Source organism: Bradyrhizobium sp. CCBAU 11430 (genome assembly GCF_028128855.1).
Taxonomy (GTDB): Bacteria; Pseudomonadota; Alphaproteobacteria; order Rhizobiales; family Xanthobacteraceae; genus Bradyrhizobium; species Bradyrhizobium ottawaense.
Genome location: NZ_LBJV01000066.1, coordinates 50,730 through 67,731, shown reverse-complemented (window position 1 = coordinate 67,731; position 17,002 = coordinate 50,730). Strand labels below are relative to the sequence as shown.

Annotated in this window: 12 protein-coding genes; 6 read left to right on the top strand and 6 right to left on the bottom strand. The window is 64.1% G+C overall.

The window, feature by feature from the left end:
- Position 1 precedes the first annotated feature (1 nt).
- Positions 2-247, bottom strand: coding sequence for a hypothetical protein (locus XI04_RS25385; protein WP_028139818.1), 246 nt, complete (start codon positions 245-247; stop codon positions 2-4).
- A 203-nt stretch (positions 248-450) separates the two neighbouring features.
- Between XI04_RS25385 and XI04_RS25380 the strand changes: the two genes are divergently transcribed.
- Together XI04_RS25380 and XI04_RS25375 are read left to right on the top strand one after the other, a co-directional pair.
- Entirely contained in the window at positions 451-2,967 is a 2,517-nt protein-coding gene (locus XI04_RS25380; protein WP_028139817.1) for a glycogen/starch/alpha-glucan phosphorylase, read from the top strand.
- A gap of 191 nt (positions 2,968-3,158) precedes the next feature.
- A complete protein-coding gene (locus XI04_RS25375) occupies positions 3,159-3,974 on the top strand; it encodes an acyl-CoA thioesterase (protein WP_271609200.1) in 816 nt (271 codons plus the stop codon).
- A gap of 37 nt (positions 3,975-4,011) precedes the next feature.
- Here XI04_RS25375 and XI04_RS25370 read toward each other — a convergent pair whose 3' ends face one another.
- Together XI04_RS25370 and XI04_RS25365 are read right to left on the bottom strand one after the other, a co-directional pair.
- Positions 4,012-5,205, bottom strand: a complete 1,194-nt coding sequence (locus XI04_RS25370; RefSeq protein WP_271609199.1) for a serine hydrolase domain-containing protein — start codon at positions 5,203-5,205, stop codon at positions 4,012-4,014.
- Between the two features lie 56 nt (positions 5,206-5,261).
- Positions 5,262-6,902: a flavin-containing monooxygenase gene (locus XI04_RS25365; protein WP_152102025.1), complete on the bottom strand. Its 1,641-nt coding sequence runs from the start codon at positions 6,900-6,902 to the stop codon at positions 5,262-5,264.
- Between the two features lie 334 nt (positions 6,903-7,236).
- Between XI04_RS25365 and XI04_RS25360 the strand changes: the two genes are divergently transcribed.
- Positions 7,237-8,124, top strand: coding sequence for a helix-turn-helix domain-containing protein (locus tag XI04_RS25360; protein WP_028139814.1), 888 nt, complete (start codon positions 7,237-7,239; stop codon positions 8,122-8,124).
- 81 nt (positions 8,125-8,205) lie between these two features.
- On the opposite strand, the gene XI04_RS25355 is transcribed toward XI04_RS25360, so the two are convergent.
- The 3 genes from XI04_RS25355 to XI04_RS25345 all read right to left on the bottom strand — a co-directional run bounded on the left by XI04_RS25355 (position 8,206) and on the right by XI04_RS25345 (position 13,515).
- A complete protein-coding gene (locus XI04_RS25355; protein ID WP_212475016.1) occupies positions 8,206-9,822 on the bottom strand; it encodes a phosphoenolpyruvate carboxykinase in 1,617 nt (538 codons plus the stop codon).
- 285 nt (positions 9,823-10,107) lie between these two features.
- Complete coding sequence (locus XI04_RS25350) at positions 10,108-12,702, bottom strand: CHAT domain-containing tetratricopeptide repeat protein (protein WP_271609198.1); 2,595 nt, start codon at positions 12,700-12,702, stop codon at positions 10,108-10,110.
- 78 nt (positions 12,703-12,780) lie between these two features.
- Entirely contained in the window at positions 12,781-13,515 is a 735-nt protein-coding gene (locus XI04_RS25345; RefSeq protein WP_038950720.1) for a HugZ family pyridoxamine 5'-phosphate oxidase, read from the bottom strand.
- Positions 13,516-13,756: 241 nt separating this feature from the next.
- Between XI04_RS25345 and XI04_RS25340 the strand changes: the two genes are divergently transcribed.
- The 3 genes from XI04_RS25340 to XI04_RS25330 all read left to right on the top strand — a co-directional run bounded on the left by XI04_RS25340 (position 13,757) and on the right by XI04_RS25330 (position 16,894).
- Positions 13,757-14,458, top strand: a complete 702-nt coding sequence (locus XI04_RS25340; RefSeq protein WP_008542552.1) for a response regulator transcription factor — start codon at positions 13,757-13,759, stop codon at positions 14,456-14,458.
- Between the two features lie 118 nt (positions 14,459-14,576).
- Entirely contained in the window at positions 14,577-16,373 is a 1,797-nt protein-coding gene (locus tag XI04_RS25335; RefSeq protein WP_271609197.1) for a sensor histidine kinase, read from the top strand.
- On the top strand, positions 16,370-16,894 hold the full coding sequence (locus tag XI04_RS25330) for an HPr kinase/phosphorylase (RefSeq protein ID WP_038973661.1): 525 nt from the start codon (positions 16,370-16,372) through the stop codon (positions 16,892-16,894). The genes XI04_RS25335 and XI04_RS25330 overlap by 4 nt, the downstream gene beginning before the upstream one ends.
- Positions 16,895-17,002 lie beyond the last annotated feature (108 nt).

The window sequence follows — 17,002 nt, the reverse complement described above, 5'->3', positions numbered from 1 at the left end:
CTCAATTCACCGCGGACATCAGCCTGTCGCCGCACGCATTCGCGTAAAACTTGCCGCCGCATTGGCGCTTGATGGCGGCGCAGCGGGCCGCGGGCGAGGCATTCTGCGGGACCGTGAAACCGCAGGTCAGGCCGTCGGCGCTGCGACCGGGCTTGCCGGCGGCAAACGCGGCACTGAGGGTGCTGATGCAGACGACGAGCAGGGCCGCCGCGGCGATTTCGATCAGCAGTCGCGTCAGCAGTCTCATGGGAATGTTCTCCACACTGATGGCTGAATTGATCCGCAATCTAGCACTGAATCCCGGTTTCTCCGTGCTCGCCCGGGTTCCCAAATCGGCCCGTTCCTTGCATAAATTTACGCCAGCGCAGTGCAAGGCCGCATCGGCGACAGTTCCGGTGCAGGGGCAAGACGCGTAGGGTTAGTAGTGTGTTCGACCAGGAAGTGACGGCTTTGCAAGATCAATCGTTCCAGCCCAGTTTTCCCGCCCCCGGCCAGCCGATCGACGAGCTCGCGCTGGCTGAGATCAAGGGCGCGATCCTGGCGAAGCTGCGCCTTGCCATCGGCAAGGATGCGGGCATGGCGACCAGGCACGACTGGTACCAGGCCGCGGCGCTGGCGCTGCGCGACCGCGTCGTGCATCGCTGGCTCACGGCCGAGAAGCACAGCTACGATGCGGGCCGCAAGCGCGTCTATTATCTCTCGCTCGAATTCCTGATCGGCCGTCTCTTCACCGATGCGCTCAACAACATGGGCCTGCTCAAGATCTTCGAGGTCGCGCTCGGCGATCTCGGTGTCTCCCTGCCTGAGCTGCGCAAATGCGAGCCGGACGCCGCGCTCGGCAATGGCGGCCTCGGGCGCCTCGCCGCCTGCTTCATGGAGAGCATGGCGACGCTGTCGATCCCCGCGATCGGCTACGGCATCCGCTATGATTACGGCCTGTTCCGCCAGATCATCAACCAGGGCTGGCAGCAGGAATATCCCGACGAATGGCTGAGCTTCGGCAATCCCTGGGAATTGCAGCGGCCCGAAGTGATCTACGACATCAATTTCGGCGGCGGCGTCGAGCATGTCGACGACAAGGGCCGCGACCGCGCGATCTGGCATCCGGGCGAGACCGTGCAGGCGATCGCCTATGACACGCCGATCGTCGGCTGGCGGGGCCAGCACGTCAACGCGCTCCGCCTGTGGTCGGCCCGTTCGCCCGATCCGTTGAAGCTCGATGCCTTCAACAAGGGCGACTATGTCAGCGCCACCGCCGAGCAGTCGCGCGCGGAAGCGATCTGCAAATTCCTCTATCCGAACGACGAGAGCCCGGCAGGCCGCGAGCTGCGCCTGCGCCAGGAATATTTCTTCGTCTCGGCCTCGCTTCAGGATCTCGTCAAGCGACACCTTGCGTCCGACGGCCAGCTGCGCAGCCTGTCGTCCAAGGTCGCGGTGCAGCTCAACGACACCCATCCGAGCCTCGCCGTCACCGAGCTGATGCGGATCCTCGTCGATCTGCACAATTTCCGCTGGGACGAGGCCTGGAAGATCACGGTCGCCACCCTCTCCTACACCAACCACACGCTGCTGCCCGAGGCGCTGGAGACCTGGCCGGTCGAGCTGTTCGAGCGGCTGCTGCCGCGGCATCTCGAGATCATCTACCGCATCAACGTGCAGCATCTGGCGCTGGCCGAAGCGCGCTGCCCCGGCGACATCGACTTCCGCGCCTCGGTCTCGCTGATCGACGAGAAGAGCGGGCGCCGCGTGCGCATGGGCCAGCTCGCCTTCGTCGGCTCGCACCGCATCAACGGCGTCTCGGGCATGCATTCGGACCTGATGCGTGAGACCGTGTTCCACGACCTCAACCATCTCTATCCCGGCCGCATCACCAACAAGACCAACGGCATCACCTTCCGCCGCTGGCTGATGCTGGCGAACCCGAAGCTGACCGATCTGTTGCGCGAGACCTGCGGCGAGGCGGTGCTCGACGATCCGACCCAGCTCTCGCTGATCGAAGCGCGCGCCAGCGACGTCGAATTCCAGAAGAAGTTCCGCAGCGTCAAGCTTCACAACAAGACCGCGCTGGCGCGCCTGATCGGCGAACGGCTCGGCATCAAGGTCGACCCGACCGCGCTGTTCGACGTGCAGATCAAGCGCATCCACGAATACAAGCGCCAGCTCCTCAATGTCATCGAGACCGTCGCGCTGTACCAGGCGATCAAGGACGATCCAACCGGCAATTGGGTGCCGCGGGTGAAGATCTTCGCCGGCAAGGCTGCCGCGAGCTACCGCTACGCAAAACTGATCATCAAGCTGATCAACGACGTCGCGGAGGTCGTGAACAACGACCCCACGATCGGCGGCAAGCTCAAGGTGGTGTTCCTGCCCGATTACAATGTCAGCCTCGCCGAAGTGATCATTCCCGCGGCCGACCTGTCCGAGCAGATCTCGACCGCGGGCATGGAAGCGTCCGGCACCGGCAACATGAAGCTGGCGCTGAACGGCGCCATCACCATCGGCACGCTCGACGGCGCCAATATCGAGATCCGCGACCATGTCGGCGCCGAGAACATCGCGATCTTCGGCATGGAGGCCGGCGACGTGATGATCCGGCGCAAGCAGGGGCTGGACGCCTCCGACCTGATCCTCAATTCGCCGAAACTGCAGCGCGCCATCAATGCGATCGGCACCGGCGAGTTCTCGCCCGGCGACCCCGGACGTTTCGAGTCGATCGCGCACGCGCTGCGCTATCTCGACCATTACATGGTCAGCGCCGATTTCGATTCCTATTACGAGGCGCAGCGCAGCGTCGATGCGCGCTGGCTGGTCTCGCCGGCCTGGACCCGCGCCTCCATCCTCAACGTCGCGCGCATGGCCTGGTTCTCCTCGGATCGCACCATCCGCGAATACGCCGAGGAGATCTGGAACGTGCCGGTCAATCCGACCACGCCGCTGCTGCCGAACCTGCGCGACGCCGCGGGCTGATTTTTCCGCGGCGTGGAAGCGCGGTTACTCGATACGTAATTGCGCATCCGGGCAATGGCTGTGATATGACGACCGTCATTCCGGGGCGGCTCGCAGAGCCGAACCCGGAATCTCGAGCTTCCGGGTTCGATGCTCTGGGCCGCGCTACGCGGTCCCGTCGCATCGCCCCGGAATGACAGACGGAAACACACATGCACGCCAAGCTCCCGCACCCCTTCGACGACGCCACCCGCGTCACCGCCGGCGACTCCAGCTGGCAGGGGCACACCAGCGACGATTATTGGGCCTTCGTCGGCCCGTTCGGCGGCGCCACCGCCGCGACCATTCTGCGCGCGCTGATCGACCATCCGGAACGCACCGGCGATCCGCTCGCCCTCACGGTCAATTATTGCGCGCCGATCGCCAAGGGGCCGTTCGATCTCGACGTGCGGCTGGTGAAGGCCAACCGCTCCAGCCAGCACTGGAGCGTCGAACTGTCGCAAGGTGGCGGCGAGGTCGCGACACTCGCCACCGCGGTGTTCGCCGAGCGCCGGCCGTCCTGGGAGCACCGGGTGGCGCAATATCCCGATGCAAAGCCGTTCGAAGCGACGCTGCCGTTCCCGAAGATCGCGGCGTCCTGGGCCAACCAGTACGAGTTTCGCTTCGTCGAAGGCGAGATGCGGATCGGCCCGCAGCAGGCCGAGCCCGCCAGCACCTATTCGAAGATCTGGATCAGCGACCGCACGCCGCGCAAGCTCGACATGCTGTCGCTGATGTCGATGTCGGACGCCTTCTTCGGCCGCATCTTCCACGCTCGGCGCGAGCTGGTGCCGTTCGGCACGGTGTCGCTGACGACCTATTTCCACACCGACAGCGACGAGCTCGCGGCTGAGGACATCACGCGCGTGCTGGCCACCGCCGATTCGAAGATCATGCACAAGAGCTACGCCGACCAGAACGCCGAGCTGTGGTCGCCGAACGGAAGGCTGCTCGCGACCTCGACACAAATCGCGTATTTCAAGGCGTGAGCTTTCGCCACCCGTCGTCCCGTTCTTGCCGGGGTTCCTAACCCGCCATTCGCTGCCTCAGGCTCTGATAAAACGCCGTCTCGAAATTCATGTAACCGATGAACGACGTTGGATCGCCGAACGGAAGAATCTGCGTGGCCCAGAACCCGCCGAACCCGTTCTGCCGGTCGATCCAATAGAACAGATTGGCAAGGCCCGCCCAGCCGAGGGCGCCGGCGGGACGCCCGGTGGGTGCTTCCTGGTCGTTGATCATGAATGAGAGCGCCCAGGACTTTGACTGGCCCGGGAAGAACTCGGCATCATTGCACAGCGCCGGGATGACGCCGGTGATCGGTGTCACCTTCTTGTCTCCGAGATGATTCTTCTCCGCCATGCGCACGGTCTCCGCCTTCAGCACGCGGCCATGCTCGCCGGCACCGTCATTCAACCACATCCGGATGAAACGCATGTAGTCGCCGACCGTGCCGTAAAGGCCGTGGCCACCCATATGCACTTCAGGCTTGGCGGGGAGCTCGAAATCCATCGGCGTCAACGAGCCGTCGGCGCCGCGCGCGTGGATCCCCACCAGTTTGCTGCGCATGGCGTCGGTCAGCTCGAAGGTCATGCTCTTGATTCCGAGCGGCTCGAAGATGCGCGTATTGAAAACCTCTCCAAGCCGGCGCCCGGCGATGGCCTCGACGATTTGGCCGCACCAGTCGAGATTGGTGCCGTAGTCCCAACGCTCGCCCGGATCGAACAGCAGCGGCGTCATCAGGCAGGCTTTGGAAGCGGTGATGACGCTGGGCTGGCCCTTCTCCTCGGCCAGGCGGTTGTAGGTGTGGTTGATGAAGTCGTAGCTGAGACCGGCGGTATGCGTCATCAGCATCCGCGTGGTGATGTCCCGCTTGGGCGCCCGCAGCATCGGCCCACCCGCGGCATCGAAGCCCTCGATGACCTGGAGCTTGCCGATGTCCGGAGCGTAGCGCTTGGCCGGTGCGTCGAGATCGAGCTTGCCCTCTTCGACGAGTTGCAGCACGGCCGTGCCGGTGACCGCCTTGGTCGTGGAGAAGATGGCGAAGATGCTGTCGGTCGTCATCTCGGCCGGCTGGTCGACACGCCGTTTCCCCGCTGCGCCTTCGTAGATGTTGCGATCGCGGTTCGTCACCATCGCGACGACGCCGGGCACACGCGGCGTGGATGTGACGACGCCGCCGAGAACGGCGTCTGCGGCGGCACCGAAATTCGTGCTCATTTTTGTCCTCCCGTTTGTATTGGATGAATTCCGTCGATGCCGCGCCTCGCGAGCACTCAATTCATGGTAAAACCCTGGTAGCCGCTGGCAGCGACCTCGTTGCATTTCTGCCGATAGGCGCCGACGCCCCCGCAATAGGACAGAACGCGGCGCGGTTTGCCTTCGACGTTCGAGCCCAGGTACCAGGAATTGGTCTTCGCGATCAGCGTCGCATTGGCGATCTCATCGTGATGCGCCACCCATCCGTCTTCGGCATCCTTGGTCGGCTCAACCACCTTCAGGTTCTTCGTACGCACGAACCTGATGCAATCGTCGATCCACTCGACCTGCTGCTGGAGACAGGTGGTCATGTTACAGAGCGCAGCCGACGGAGCCAGCGGCACCGCAGTCGTGAACAGGTTCGGATAGCCGTGAACCTGCAGGCCCATCGTGGTGCGGATATCCTTGCTCCAATCCTCCTTCAGCGACCGCCCACCGCGGCCCCTGATATCGATGCGCGTCAACGCGCCGGTTCCGGCGTCGAATCCAGTCGCCAGAACGATGACGTCGAGCTCGTGGATCGTCCCGTCCGCGGTCTGAATACCCGTGGGTGTCACGCGTTCGATCGGATTGGCCTTGACGCTGACGATCTCGACATTGGGGCGATGGAAGGCTTCGAGGAAGTTCTGCTCCAGTGGCACCCGATGCGTCCCGAAACCGTAGTCGGCCGGAATCAAGGCATCGCACAGCTTTGGATCCTTCAGTCGCTCGCGCATCTTCTCGCGCACGAAGCCCGAGATTTCGGCGTTGACCTCGGCGTCGAAGAACAACTCGGCGAAGGACGATATCCATAGCTTCAGGGAGCCGTCGTTCCAGCAATCCTCGATCACCTCCCGGCGCCGCTCCGGCGTCAGGCCGGCCCAGGCGTGCTCGAAATCATATTCGAATCCGGTGAAGGTATGCGGCAGGCGCTCCGTGAGATGCTGGAATTTCGACTTGTAGGCCTCCGCATCTTCCTCGCTGTACTTGGGATTCTTCATCGGAATCATGTATTGCGGCGTGCGAACAAAGACTTTCAGATGACCGACCTCGCCGGCGATCGTCTGGATGACCTGGATGCCGGTTGCGCCGTTGCCGATAACGCCGACGCGCTTGCCGCCGAATTCGACCGGCTCCTTGGGCCAGCGCGCCGTGTGGAACAGCTGCCCCTTGAACGTCTCCTGTCCCGGAAACGATACGTGCGGGGCGGAGAGCATGCCGCAACAGGTGATCAGAAACTGGGTGTCGATCACGTCACCCCTGTCGGTCGTGACCAGCCAGCGCTGTGTGGCTTCGTTGAAATGGGCGCTTTTGACGATCGTCCCGAACTGGATGTCCTTGCGCAGATCGAGGCGGTCGGCGATGTAGTTGAGCCAGCGCTCGATTTCCGGCTGGCCGGGGAATTTCTCGCTCCAGCTCCATCCCTTGTAGAGCTCCTCGGAGAACAGGTACTGGTAGATGTGGCTCTCTGAATCGAAGCGGGCGCCGGGATAGCGATTCCAATACCAGGTGCCGCCCACGCCTGCGCCCGCGTCAATGGCCCTGACGTTCAATCCCTGTTCGCGCAAACGGTAGAGCTGATAGAGCCCGGCGACGCCGGCTCCAACAACCACCGCGTCGAATTTCGCCGTTACATGCGCGCCATTGCTTCCATTGGGTTTGGTCGCCGTTTCTGCCATTTTTCCCTCCTAGCTCTTCCCAGAGCGCGCGGCCTTCCTCACCCGCCGTGTGATGGGATGGTCGTGCATCGCGTCATTTGTCGGTCCCGCGAGCGCTTGCGGCTTTTCACCGTTCTTCCGCACTTGCCCGGAACGCGAGGGAGGCTATGAGGCGGGCTGCGTTCCCGGCTTGAACAAAACCGACAATCCTTTGAATGAAGCCGGAGGCCGGCGCCGACCTCGCCCGAGCTCGCTTGGCAAATGGCAAATCCGGCCTATGCTGCTGCCTTGCCGATCGGCCAATGAGAACAACAAGCAGTCGACCCGCCAAAACTCCAGGGAGGAGGCTCGCGCGATGGGGCAGTTCATCACGGTCGAGGAGCTGCCACGCTATGCTCCCGGCGAAATGATGCTGGACAGTTCGGCGGTGGGAAAAGCCGATTTTCGGCTGCGCGTGTTCCGCTATGCGCCATCCGATATCTGGGTGCCGCCGTCCGATAACTTTCTGATCGTAATTTATCGCGAAGGCACCACGGCGATGAAACGCCGCGTGACCGGATCCTGGAAGCAGGATCATGTCGGCCGCGGCGTCACGACGCTGCTGACGCGCGCGGAAGCTTCGAACTGGCGATGGTGCCATGACCTCGAAGTCAGTCATTTCTACATCTCGCCTAGTCTCATGGCGAAGACCGCAAGCGAGGCTTTTGACCGGGATACCGAAAGCGTCGAGCTTCATGATCTGCTCAGGATCGAGGATCCGGTCCTGGCCTGGATTGCTGACCAGATGGTGCAGGAGGTTTCCGCAGGAGGTCCGGGCGGCCGGCTCTGCTACGACGCCATGGCACTTCAGGCGAGCGTCCACATCCTGCGAAAATATGCCTCAGTGCAGTTCAAGCTGCCCTGTGCGCAAGGGCGCTTCAGGCCGGCGCATGCGCGGATGATCGAGGACTATATCGAGCAGAACATCTTCCGGAATATCACGCTCGACGAACTGGCCAACATCTGCAACTGCACGCCAGTGCAGTTCACCCGCAAGTTTCAGGTGCATTATGGCATGCGCCCGCACGCCTACGTCCTCACCCGCAAGGTGAAGCGCGCCTGCGAACATCTGCGCAAGGACCGGCTTGCACTGAAGGAGATCGCCCTGTTGAGCGGATTCTCCGACCAGAGCCATCTCAACCGGATCTTTCGCAGGCATATGAGTGCGACTCCCGCAGAATATCGCAAGCAATGCACAGGCTAGGCAGCCTGACGATGCTCAGGCCGCAAAAGAAAGGGCGGCTGATCAAGCCGCCCTTTCTCGTCAATCACATCTTGCGAGAACTTACTCCGCCGCGAGCTTCACGTCCGGCGCGGCGGCGCGCACCTCGGCATCCACCTGGGCTTCGAACTTGGCAAAGTTCTTCTGGAACATGCCGACCAGCGCGCGGGCGGTCTTGTCGAACTCGTCCTTGTCCTTCCAGGTGTTGACCGGGTTGAGGATCTCGGCCGGCACGCCGGGCAGCGCGGTCGGGACCGCGAAGCCGAAATACTTGTCGGTGCGGAATTCGACGTTGCGAAGCGAGCCGTCGAGCGCGGCGGTGAGCAGCGCACGCGTCACCTTGATCGGCATGCGCGAGCCGACACCATACTTGCCGCCGGTCCAGCCCGTATTGACCAGCCAGCAATCGACATTGTGCTGGGCGATGAGGTCGCGCAGCATGTTGCCGTAGACGCTGGGGTCGAGCGGCAGGAAGGGCGAGCCGAAGCAGGTCGAGAATTCCGGCTGCGGCTCGTTGCCGAGACCGCGCTCGGTGCCCGCGACCTTGGCGGTGTAGCCGGACAGGAAGTGATACATCGCCTGCGCCGGCGAGAGCTTGGCGATCGGCGGCAGCACGCCGAAGGCGTCGGCGGCGAGCATCACCACGTTCTTCGGCTGCGGCGCGCGGCCGGTGCGCGAGGCGTTCGGGATGAAGTCGAGCGGATAGGCCGAGCGCGTGTTCTCGGTCTTGGAGCCGTCGTCGAAATCCACCACGCGGGTGTCTTCGTCGAGCACGCAGTTCTCGAGCACCGCGCCGAAGCGGGTCGAGGCCGCGAAGATCTCGGGCTCGGCTTCCTGCGACAGCTTGATGCACTTGGCGTAGCAGCCGCCTTCGAAGTTGAAGACGCCGTTCGGGCCCCAGCCGTGCTCGTCGTCACCGATCAGCGTGCGGTTGGGATCCGCCGACAGCGTGGTCTTGCCGGTGCCGGACAGGCCGAAGAAGATCGCCGCGTCGCCCTTGGCGCCGACATTGGCCGAGCAATGCATCGGCATCACGCCGCGCTCGGGCAGATAATAGTTCAGCGTGGTGAAGACCGACTTCTTCATCTCGCCGGCATAATAAGACCCGCCGATCAGGACAATCTTGCGGGTGAAATCGATCGCGACGACGTTCTCCGACTTGCAGCCGTGACGTTTGGGATCGGCGCGGAAGCTCGGCATGTCGATGATGGTGAGCTCCGGCACGAAGGTCGGCAGCTCGATCGCCTCGGGGCGAATCAGCAGCGTGCGGATGAACAGCGAGTGCCAGGCGAGCTCGGTGAAGACACGGGTCTTGATCCGGTAGGCCGGGTCGGCACCACCATAGAGATCCTGCGCGAACAGCTTCTTGCCTTCGGCGTGCTTGAGGAAGTCCTGATAGAGCGTCTCGAACTGCTCTGCGGTGATCGACTGGTTGCCGGCCCACCACATCTTCTTGTCGGTGGTGGCGTCACGCACCGTGAACTTGTCCTTCGGGCTGCGCCCGGTGAACTCGCCGGTGTCGGCGCAGAGTGCGCCGTCAGCGGACAGCACCGCCTCGCCCGCAGTGAGCGAGTATTGATAGAGTTGCGGCGCACCGAGGTTCCAGTGAACCTGCTTGAGATTCTTTAAACCGAACTTGTCGGCGCCGAAGGCACCGTTGCGCACGCCCGTCTCTTGCACGAAAAATCCTCCTAGAACCCGCGACATTCAGCGCGACCAGAACTTCAGCACCATCGCGGTCACCGTGATTTATAGGCCAACCGGCCTCGGCTGGGCGACCTAATAATGATGAACGCTGGCGTTGCCAAGCTGATCCCGCAGGATTTGGTTTATTCAAGGACCGCGCCAAACGTCGCGCATGTCAGCTCTGAGCAGCTGCATCAAAAAATCACGAATGATCGCGCAACCAAATGCGGAATTCGGCGTTGATGATGGTTTTTGCGACGCACAATTCCGGCTGCCGGCTTATCGTACCTCGCCTTCGCCAATGAGCGCGAATGGTCCCCACATCGCCGGGTAGGCGTTGCGCGGTGACGAGGTGTCGTCGACAAACGTTAACATCGCGCGGCGCAAGGCTTCGGCGCGACCGATTTTCGGTTCGTTCTTGAGCAACTCGAACGTCGATGTGGTGAGGCGGGTGGCGGCTTCCGAATCCACGGCCCAATGCGAGACCAGAAGCGCACGGGCACCGGCATAGAAGAAAGAGCGCGCCAATCCCGACAGCGCTTCGGCCCCGGGCTTGTCGCCGGCGATGGTGTTGCAGGCGGACAGAACCACCCAATCGGCGTGGAGCTTGAGCTGGGCCACTTCGCTCGCGGTCAGAAGGCCGTCGTCGAGCTCAGACGGCTGATCGGGAATGGACAATGCAAGCGAGGGCTCGCCCAGTCCCTTGACGTCGCCGGCGACGAGGCCGTGGGTGGCAAAATAGATGATACCGTATTGGGCAAGCGCTGCACGCTTCAGCGTCGTTTCACTGGCATCGCGTCCGAGATGGATGTCGGCATCATTGGCGCCGACGTCCCTTGCCACCGCGTTCAGCTCGTCGGCGGTATCGGGCAGTTGCGGCAACGCCTGCGCCAGCCGCGCGCGATCGACCCCGGCGCCGCGCCAGAAATCGGTATAGGCAATCGTCGCAATGCTGCGCGCCGCGACCTTGCCGCCTGCGGCGCGACGGTCGGCGGGCCCTTCGGCTGCGGGATTGAAGACGGGATCGCCGAAGCCGGTCATCGGCTTTGCGCCCTGATCCCTGCGCGCGAAGGCACGCAGCGATTTCAGGCTGATCACCGACGGCAGCACCGAGACGGCCTGACGCCTGAGCAGCCAGGCGGCGTCGCGATAGCCGTCGAGCCTGTCCGGAATCGCAGCCTGCGGCTTCTCGGTGACCAGCAGATGGAACGGCAATGCGGTCAGCGCCGCCGATGGCACGACCAGCAGATTGCGCTTGTCCTTCGTCAACGCCTCGACCGGGCCGAGCAGCGCGACATAGAGCTCGTTGGCGAGCGCGAGATCGAACAGGCCCGATTTGCCGGAGGCATCGCGCGCCTTGCCGACATCCAGCCCCCTGCGGAAGGCCGAGACTTTCCGCGCCATTGCGTCCGCGCCGAGCGAGATCTCCTTCCAGTCGGCGCCATCGCGCGTGATCGCGATGACGTAGCTCCGCTTGTCGACGACGGAATAGATCACCATCGCCTCATCGGCCGACAGCAGCGGCTGGATGTCCTTCACCGCCAGCGGCAGCGGGTTGGAGAGCGAGGCGTAGTCGGGAAACTCGAGCGTGAGCGACTTTTGCAGCCCCGCGCGTTCGCTTGCAATCGCAACGATCCGCGCGCGGCTGCGCTGCTCGGCCGCGACGTCCCGCTGCGCCGATTGCTTCGACACCGCGGTGATGATCGCCTTGTCGAGCGCCTCGGCCTCGGCCGCGAGATCCTGATCCCGACGCACCAGCTCGGCGAGCCGATCGCTGCCGGCGGCCAATCGCACCGCGAGCTTGTTCACGGCAGAGGCGGCGGAAGATTGCGTGCCGCGCTGGATCGCGCCGAGCGCGTCATCGAGCGCCTTGTCGCTCGCCAGGAGCGTTTGCTGGCGCGCAGCGAACAGAACCGGCAGCACGGTGCGCAGCTGCGCGCGGTTGGCGGCAAGCGTCTTCTGCGCAAACGGCAAGGCCTCGGCGTTGCGGCCCGACACCTGAAGGAAATAAGCGAGATTGCTGGTCGAAGTCACGACATCGGGATGATCCACCCCGAGCGCCCGCTCGCGGATGGCAAGCGCGCGGCGATAGAGCGGCTCGGCCTCGGCATAGCGCTGCTGGTGCTCGTAGAGCCCGGCGAGATTGTTGAGCGAGCGTGCCACGTCGGGATGATCCGGGCCCAGCACCTTTTCGCGGATCGCGAGCGAGCGCTTGATCGGCGCTTCGGCATCGGCATCGCGGTTGAGGTCGCGATCGACCTGGCCGAGATTGTTCAGGACGGTGGCAACCGCGGGATGCTCGGGCCCGGCGGCCTTCTGATAGATCGCGAGGGCCCGCTGAAACAGCGGCTCGGCGTCGGCAAAATGCTCCTGCTTCACGTAGAGCGTGGCGAGATTGTTCAGGGCCTGGCCGACATCGGGATGCTCGCGCGACAGCGCCTTTTCGCGAACGGCCAGCGCACGCTTGAACAGCGGTTCGGCTTCGGTGAAGCGGCTCTGCCGCTGATAGAGCGCGGCGAGATTGTTCAGGAGCGGCGCAATCTCGACGCTGCCCTGACCGGTCCCCTTCTCCATCAGCGCGATGGCGCGTTTGTAGAGCGGCTCGGCCTGATCGTCGTGGCCCTGGTCGGCGTAAATCTGCCCGAGATTGTTGAGCGCCGCGGCGAGGTCGCGGTTGTTGCTGGTCTTCTCGAGCGAGGCCACCATGGCCTGCGCCCGCGGCAGCGCCTCCGAATATTTGCCGGCGCTCCGGAGCGCATTGATGCGCCCGCTCTGCGCCGACAGATCGCTCTTCTGGGCAAGGCCGGGCGTGGCAAGCGACGTGGTGATCGCGAGCGCCAGACCCGCAGCCAATGCCAAACGACGACGCGCCATGAACCCTCTCGCTGCGAGCCTTGAGACCTGACCGTCTTGGGTCGCAGCGATGGGTCGCGGCGTTCAAATTGTTGCGTTCTAGTCCATCTTCATGCGCGCTTCGCCAGCGAGGCGGACCAGCATCTTGCGCAGCGACGTGCCGTCCGTCACCCGCTCCGGGAAGTCCAGCCGCAGCGCGGTCTGGCCGTCCTGCATATCGAGGCCTTCCGGATCGCAGCCGGTGCAGCGCCAGTCCCCCGCGGCAGCGCCAAGGAGCTTTGTCGCATAGAGGCCCATGGCGTCGCGATGATCGGCATTCATATGCGCGACCGCCCCCTCCTCCGCTGCCAGCAGATCTTCGGCGCCGGAGAGGTCCGTGAGGAACTGGGCGGGCTTGAGATCGACGATCCGGCCGAAGCCGGCGACCAGATGAGTTCCCGTGGGGCGGATCCGGAAAAAAGAGAAATCCTTAAAGGAAACAAAGCCTTCCGCCGACGGATGCGCATTGAGATAACGTCGCTGGAGCAAATCCCTCGCGGCATCAGCCTGCTCCGCCCGGCCGGACAGCATGATCCGGGCGCCTTCCAGCGGATCGCCCGCCGCCCGCTCGTCCAGCATCAGGGAGACCCTGCTGTCGGCGAGAAGGTTCCTTGTATGCACGGCGAGGCCCGAGATCAGCAGGATGGGGGAACCGTCGGGATGGCTGGCCAGATTGACCAGGGAACAATAGGGGTCGCCGCTGCCGGCCATGAGAGTTGCCAGCGCCCCCTGCCGCGATCGCCGCAGCAGGGATTTGGCGAGCTTTGCGGGGTCGAAATCAGGGGTCGGTTGCATCGGCTTTCTCGGCTCAGGTGGTTGCAAGGGAGGCCTTTTTTCGGGTAAACGGGGGCCTGGTTATGGGTCGACATGCGGCGAATCTGCCGCGTTTCGTGGAACTTGGTCACACTTCAGCCCAGCTTGCATTGCTCGGTGACAAGGTTCGAACGCCGACATCGGCACCCATGTATGCGGCGCATCAGTGGATTGCTCGCCGTTTCAAGCCACGACCCAAACGGAAAGCAGAAAGCAGAGGCTCATGCCCACAATCGCTTTGGTCGACGACGACCGCAACATTCTCACATCCGTCTCGATCGCGCTGGAAGCCGAAGGCTACCGCATCATGACCTACACCGACGGCGCTTCCGCGCTTGACGGTTTCCGCACCACCCAGCCCGATCTCGCCATCCTCGACATCAAGATGCCGCGCATGGACGGCATGGAGACGCTGCGCCGGCTCAGGCAGAAGTCCGACCTGCCGGTGATCTTCCTGACCTCCAAGGACGAGGAGATCGACGAGCTGTTCGGCCTCAAGATGGGCGCCGACGATTTCATCCGCAAACCGTTCTCGCAGCGTCTCCTGGTCGAGCGCGTCAAGGCGGTGCTGCGCCGCTCGGCGCCGAAGGACCCGACCGTCGCGCCGAAGGAGAACGACGCCAAGGCGCTCGACCGCGGCCTGCTGCGCATGGATCCGGAACGGCATACCTGCACCTGGAAGAACGAGCCGGTGACGCTGACCGTCACGGAATTCCTGATCCTGCAGGCGCTCGCGACCCGGCCCGGCGTGGTGAAGAGCCGCAACGCGCTGATGGACGCGGCCTATGACGACCAGGTCTATGTCGACGACCGCACCATCGACAGCCACATCAAGCGGCTGCGCAAGAAGTTCAAGGTGGTCGACAACGAGTTCGAGATGATCGAGACGCTGTACGGCGTCGGCTACCGCTTCAAGGAAGCCTGAGGCGCGAGGCGCCTTCACGAAAGACTGAGAGCATCGCCGGTTCTGATTTCATCGGGACCGGGATGGCTCTAGGATGCGGGGACCATTGCCACGAGCTGTCCTAACGCGGGCGTAAGCATTGCTTGACCGAACGCAGCCTGACGAGAACCAGAGCGCCGGGGAGATCACATCCGACGGCGTTCCGGAGCAATTTGCCGAAGACAAGCCGCAGGGCTTCCGACCGCTGAACTGGCTCAAGCGCGCCGGGCAATTCTTCTTCGCGCTGTCCTTCTCCAGCCTGACCCGCCGCATCGTCTCGCTCAATCTCGCCGGCCTCGTCGCGCTGGTGGCGAGCATCCTGTATCTGTCGCAATTCCGCGCCGGACTGATCGACGCGCGGGCGCAGAGCCTCCTGGTGCAGGCCGAGATCATCGCCGGCGCGATCGCGGCCTCCGCCACGGTGCAGACCAACGCCATCACCATCGATCCCGACCGGCTGCTCGACCTCAAGCCGGGCGAGACCTATGGCGGCTCGGACGAGTACTCGCCGCTGGACTTCCCGATCAATCCGGAGCGCGTGGCGCCGGTGCTGCGCACGCTGATCTCGCCGACCAAGACGCGCGCCCGCATCTACGATCCGAACGGCAGCCTGCTGCTCGACAGCCGCAACCTCGAAAACGTGCTGCGCCTCGACCTGCCGCCGCCGGCGGAGAAGCCCGGCTTCGTCGAGCGCGGCATGGTCGCGGTGCGCACCTGGCTGAACCGCGGCGACCTGCCGCTCTATCGCGAGCTCGGCCCCGAGAACGGCAACGGCTATGCCGAAGTGGGCGATGCGCTCCAGGGCCAGAAACGCTCGATGGTGCGGGTCAATGCCCGCGGCGAGGTGATCGTCTCGGTCGCGGTCCCGGTGCTGCGCTCGCGCGCGATCCACGGCGCGCTGATGCTGTCGACGCAAGGCGACGACATCGACCAGATGGTCACGGCCGAACGCCTGGCCATCCTGAAAGTCGGCGGCGTCGCGGCCGCCGTCATGATCATGCTGTCGCTGCTGCTTGCGAGCACGATCGCCGGGCCCGTGCGCCGGCTTGCCGACAGCGCCGAGCGCGTCCGCCGCCGCATCAAGGCCCGCATCGAGATCCCCGATTTCACCCGCCGCCGCGACGAGATCGGTCATCTCTCCGGCGCCCTGCGCGACATGACGAGCGCGCTCTACAGCCGCATCGAGGCGATCGAGATGTTCGCCGCCGACGTCGCCCACGAATTGAAGAACCCGCTGACCTCGCTGCGCTCGGCGGTCGAGACGCTGCCGCTGGCGCGCAACGAGAACAGCCGTGCGCGCCTGCTCGAGGTGATCGAGCACGACGTCAAGCGGCTCGACCGCCTGATCTCCGACATCTCCGACGCCAGCCGCCTCGATGCCGAATTGCAGCGCCAGGACGCGATCCCGGTCGATTTGCGCCGCCTGCTGACGACGCTGGTGTCCGTCGCCAACGAGACCAAGCTCGGCCACGACGTCGCGGTCGAGACGCGCTTCGAGGGCCGCAGCCCGACCGACATCTTCGCCGTGTCCGGCCACGATTCACGGCTCGGACAAGTGGTCTCCAACCTGCTGTCCAACGCGCAGTCGTTCTCCGAACCCGGCAGCAAGGTGCGCCTCACCTGCCGCCGCGCGCGCTCCGAGATCGAGATCGTGGTCGACGACGACGGCCCCGGCATTCGCGACGACGCACTGGAACGCATCTTCGAGCGCTTCTACACCGACCGTCCACATCAGGGTTTTGGCCAGAATTCCGGCCTCGGCCTGTCGATCTCCAAGCAGATCATCGACGCCCATGGCGGGCGCATCTGGGCCGAGAACCGCGCAGGCCCGCCGGATGAGGAGGGCGTGCCGACGGTCGCAGGCGCGCGCTTCGTGGTGAGGCTGCCGGCGCTATGAACGACGGCGGGCCCAGCGTTCACGCCTCCGCAGTCAAGGTCGGACATCGGGCGGTGCTGATCCGCGGTCCCTCGGGCTCGGGCAAGTCGCGCCTTGCCTTCGATTTGATCATGGCCGGACGCTCGGGCGTGGTCGAAAGGGCCGTTCTGGTTGGGGATGACCGTGTCCATCTGGCGACAGTCGGCGATGAAATTGAAGTCCGCCCCGCGCCGGTATTGGCTGGCCTGATCGAGATCCGGGGCCTCGGGATCCGCCACTGCGACTTCGTGGAGCATGCGACCGTCGGTCTCGTGGTCGATCTGGATGCCGCGGACGCCGAGCGCCTGCCTGCGACGGATTCGCTGAAAACCATCATTTCCGGTGTCGAAATACCGCGAATCCCTGTTGGCCGCGGATATTCACCCCTCCCACTGGTTGTCGCGGCCTTGACCACTACCAAGAGTTCATCTTCCGTTAACCCTTCAGGCGATTGTTTGAAGGGAAATGGTAACCATATGAACCCCACTATCGCGACCGAATAGACCGGCGCAGCTCCCCTCATCCATCCGTCTAGATTCAGGGAGATACGCAACATCCCCTCTTGCGCAGGGGCTCTGGATGGTCAAAGTGGCGCGTTCGTGCGGTGCACC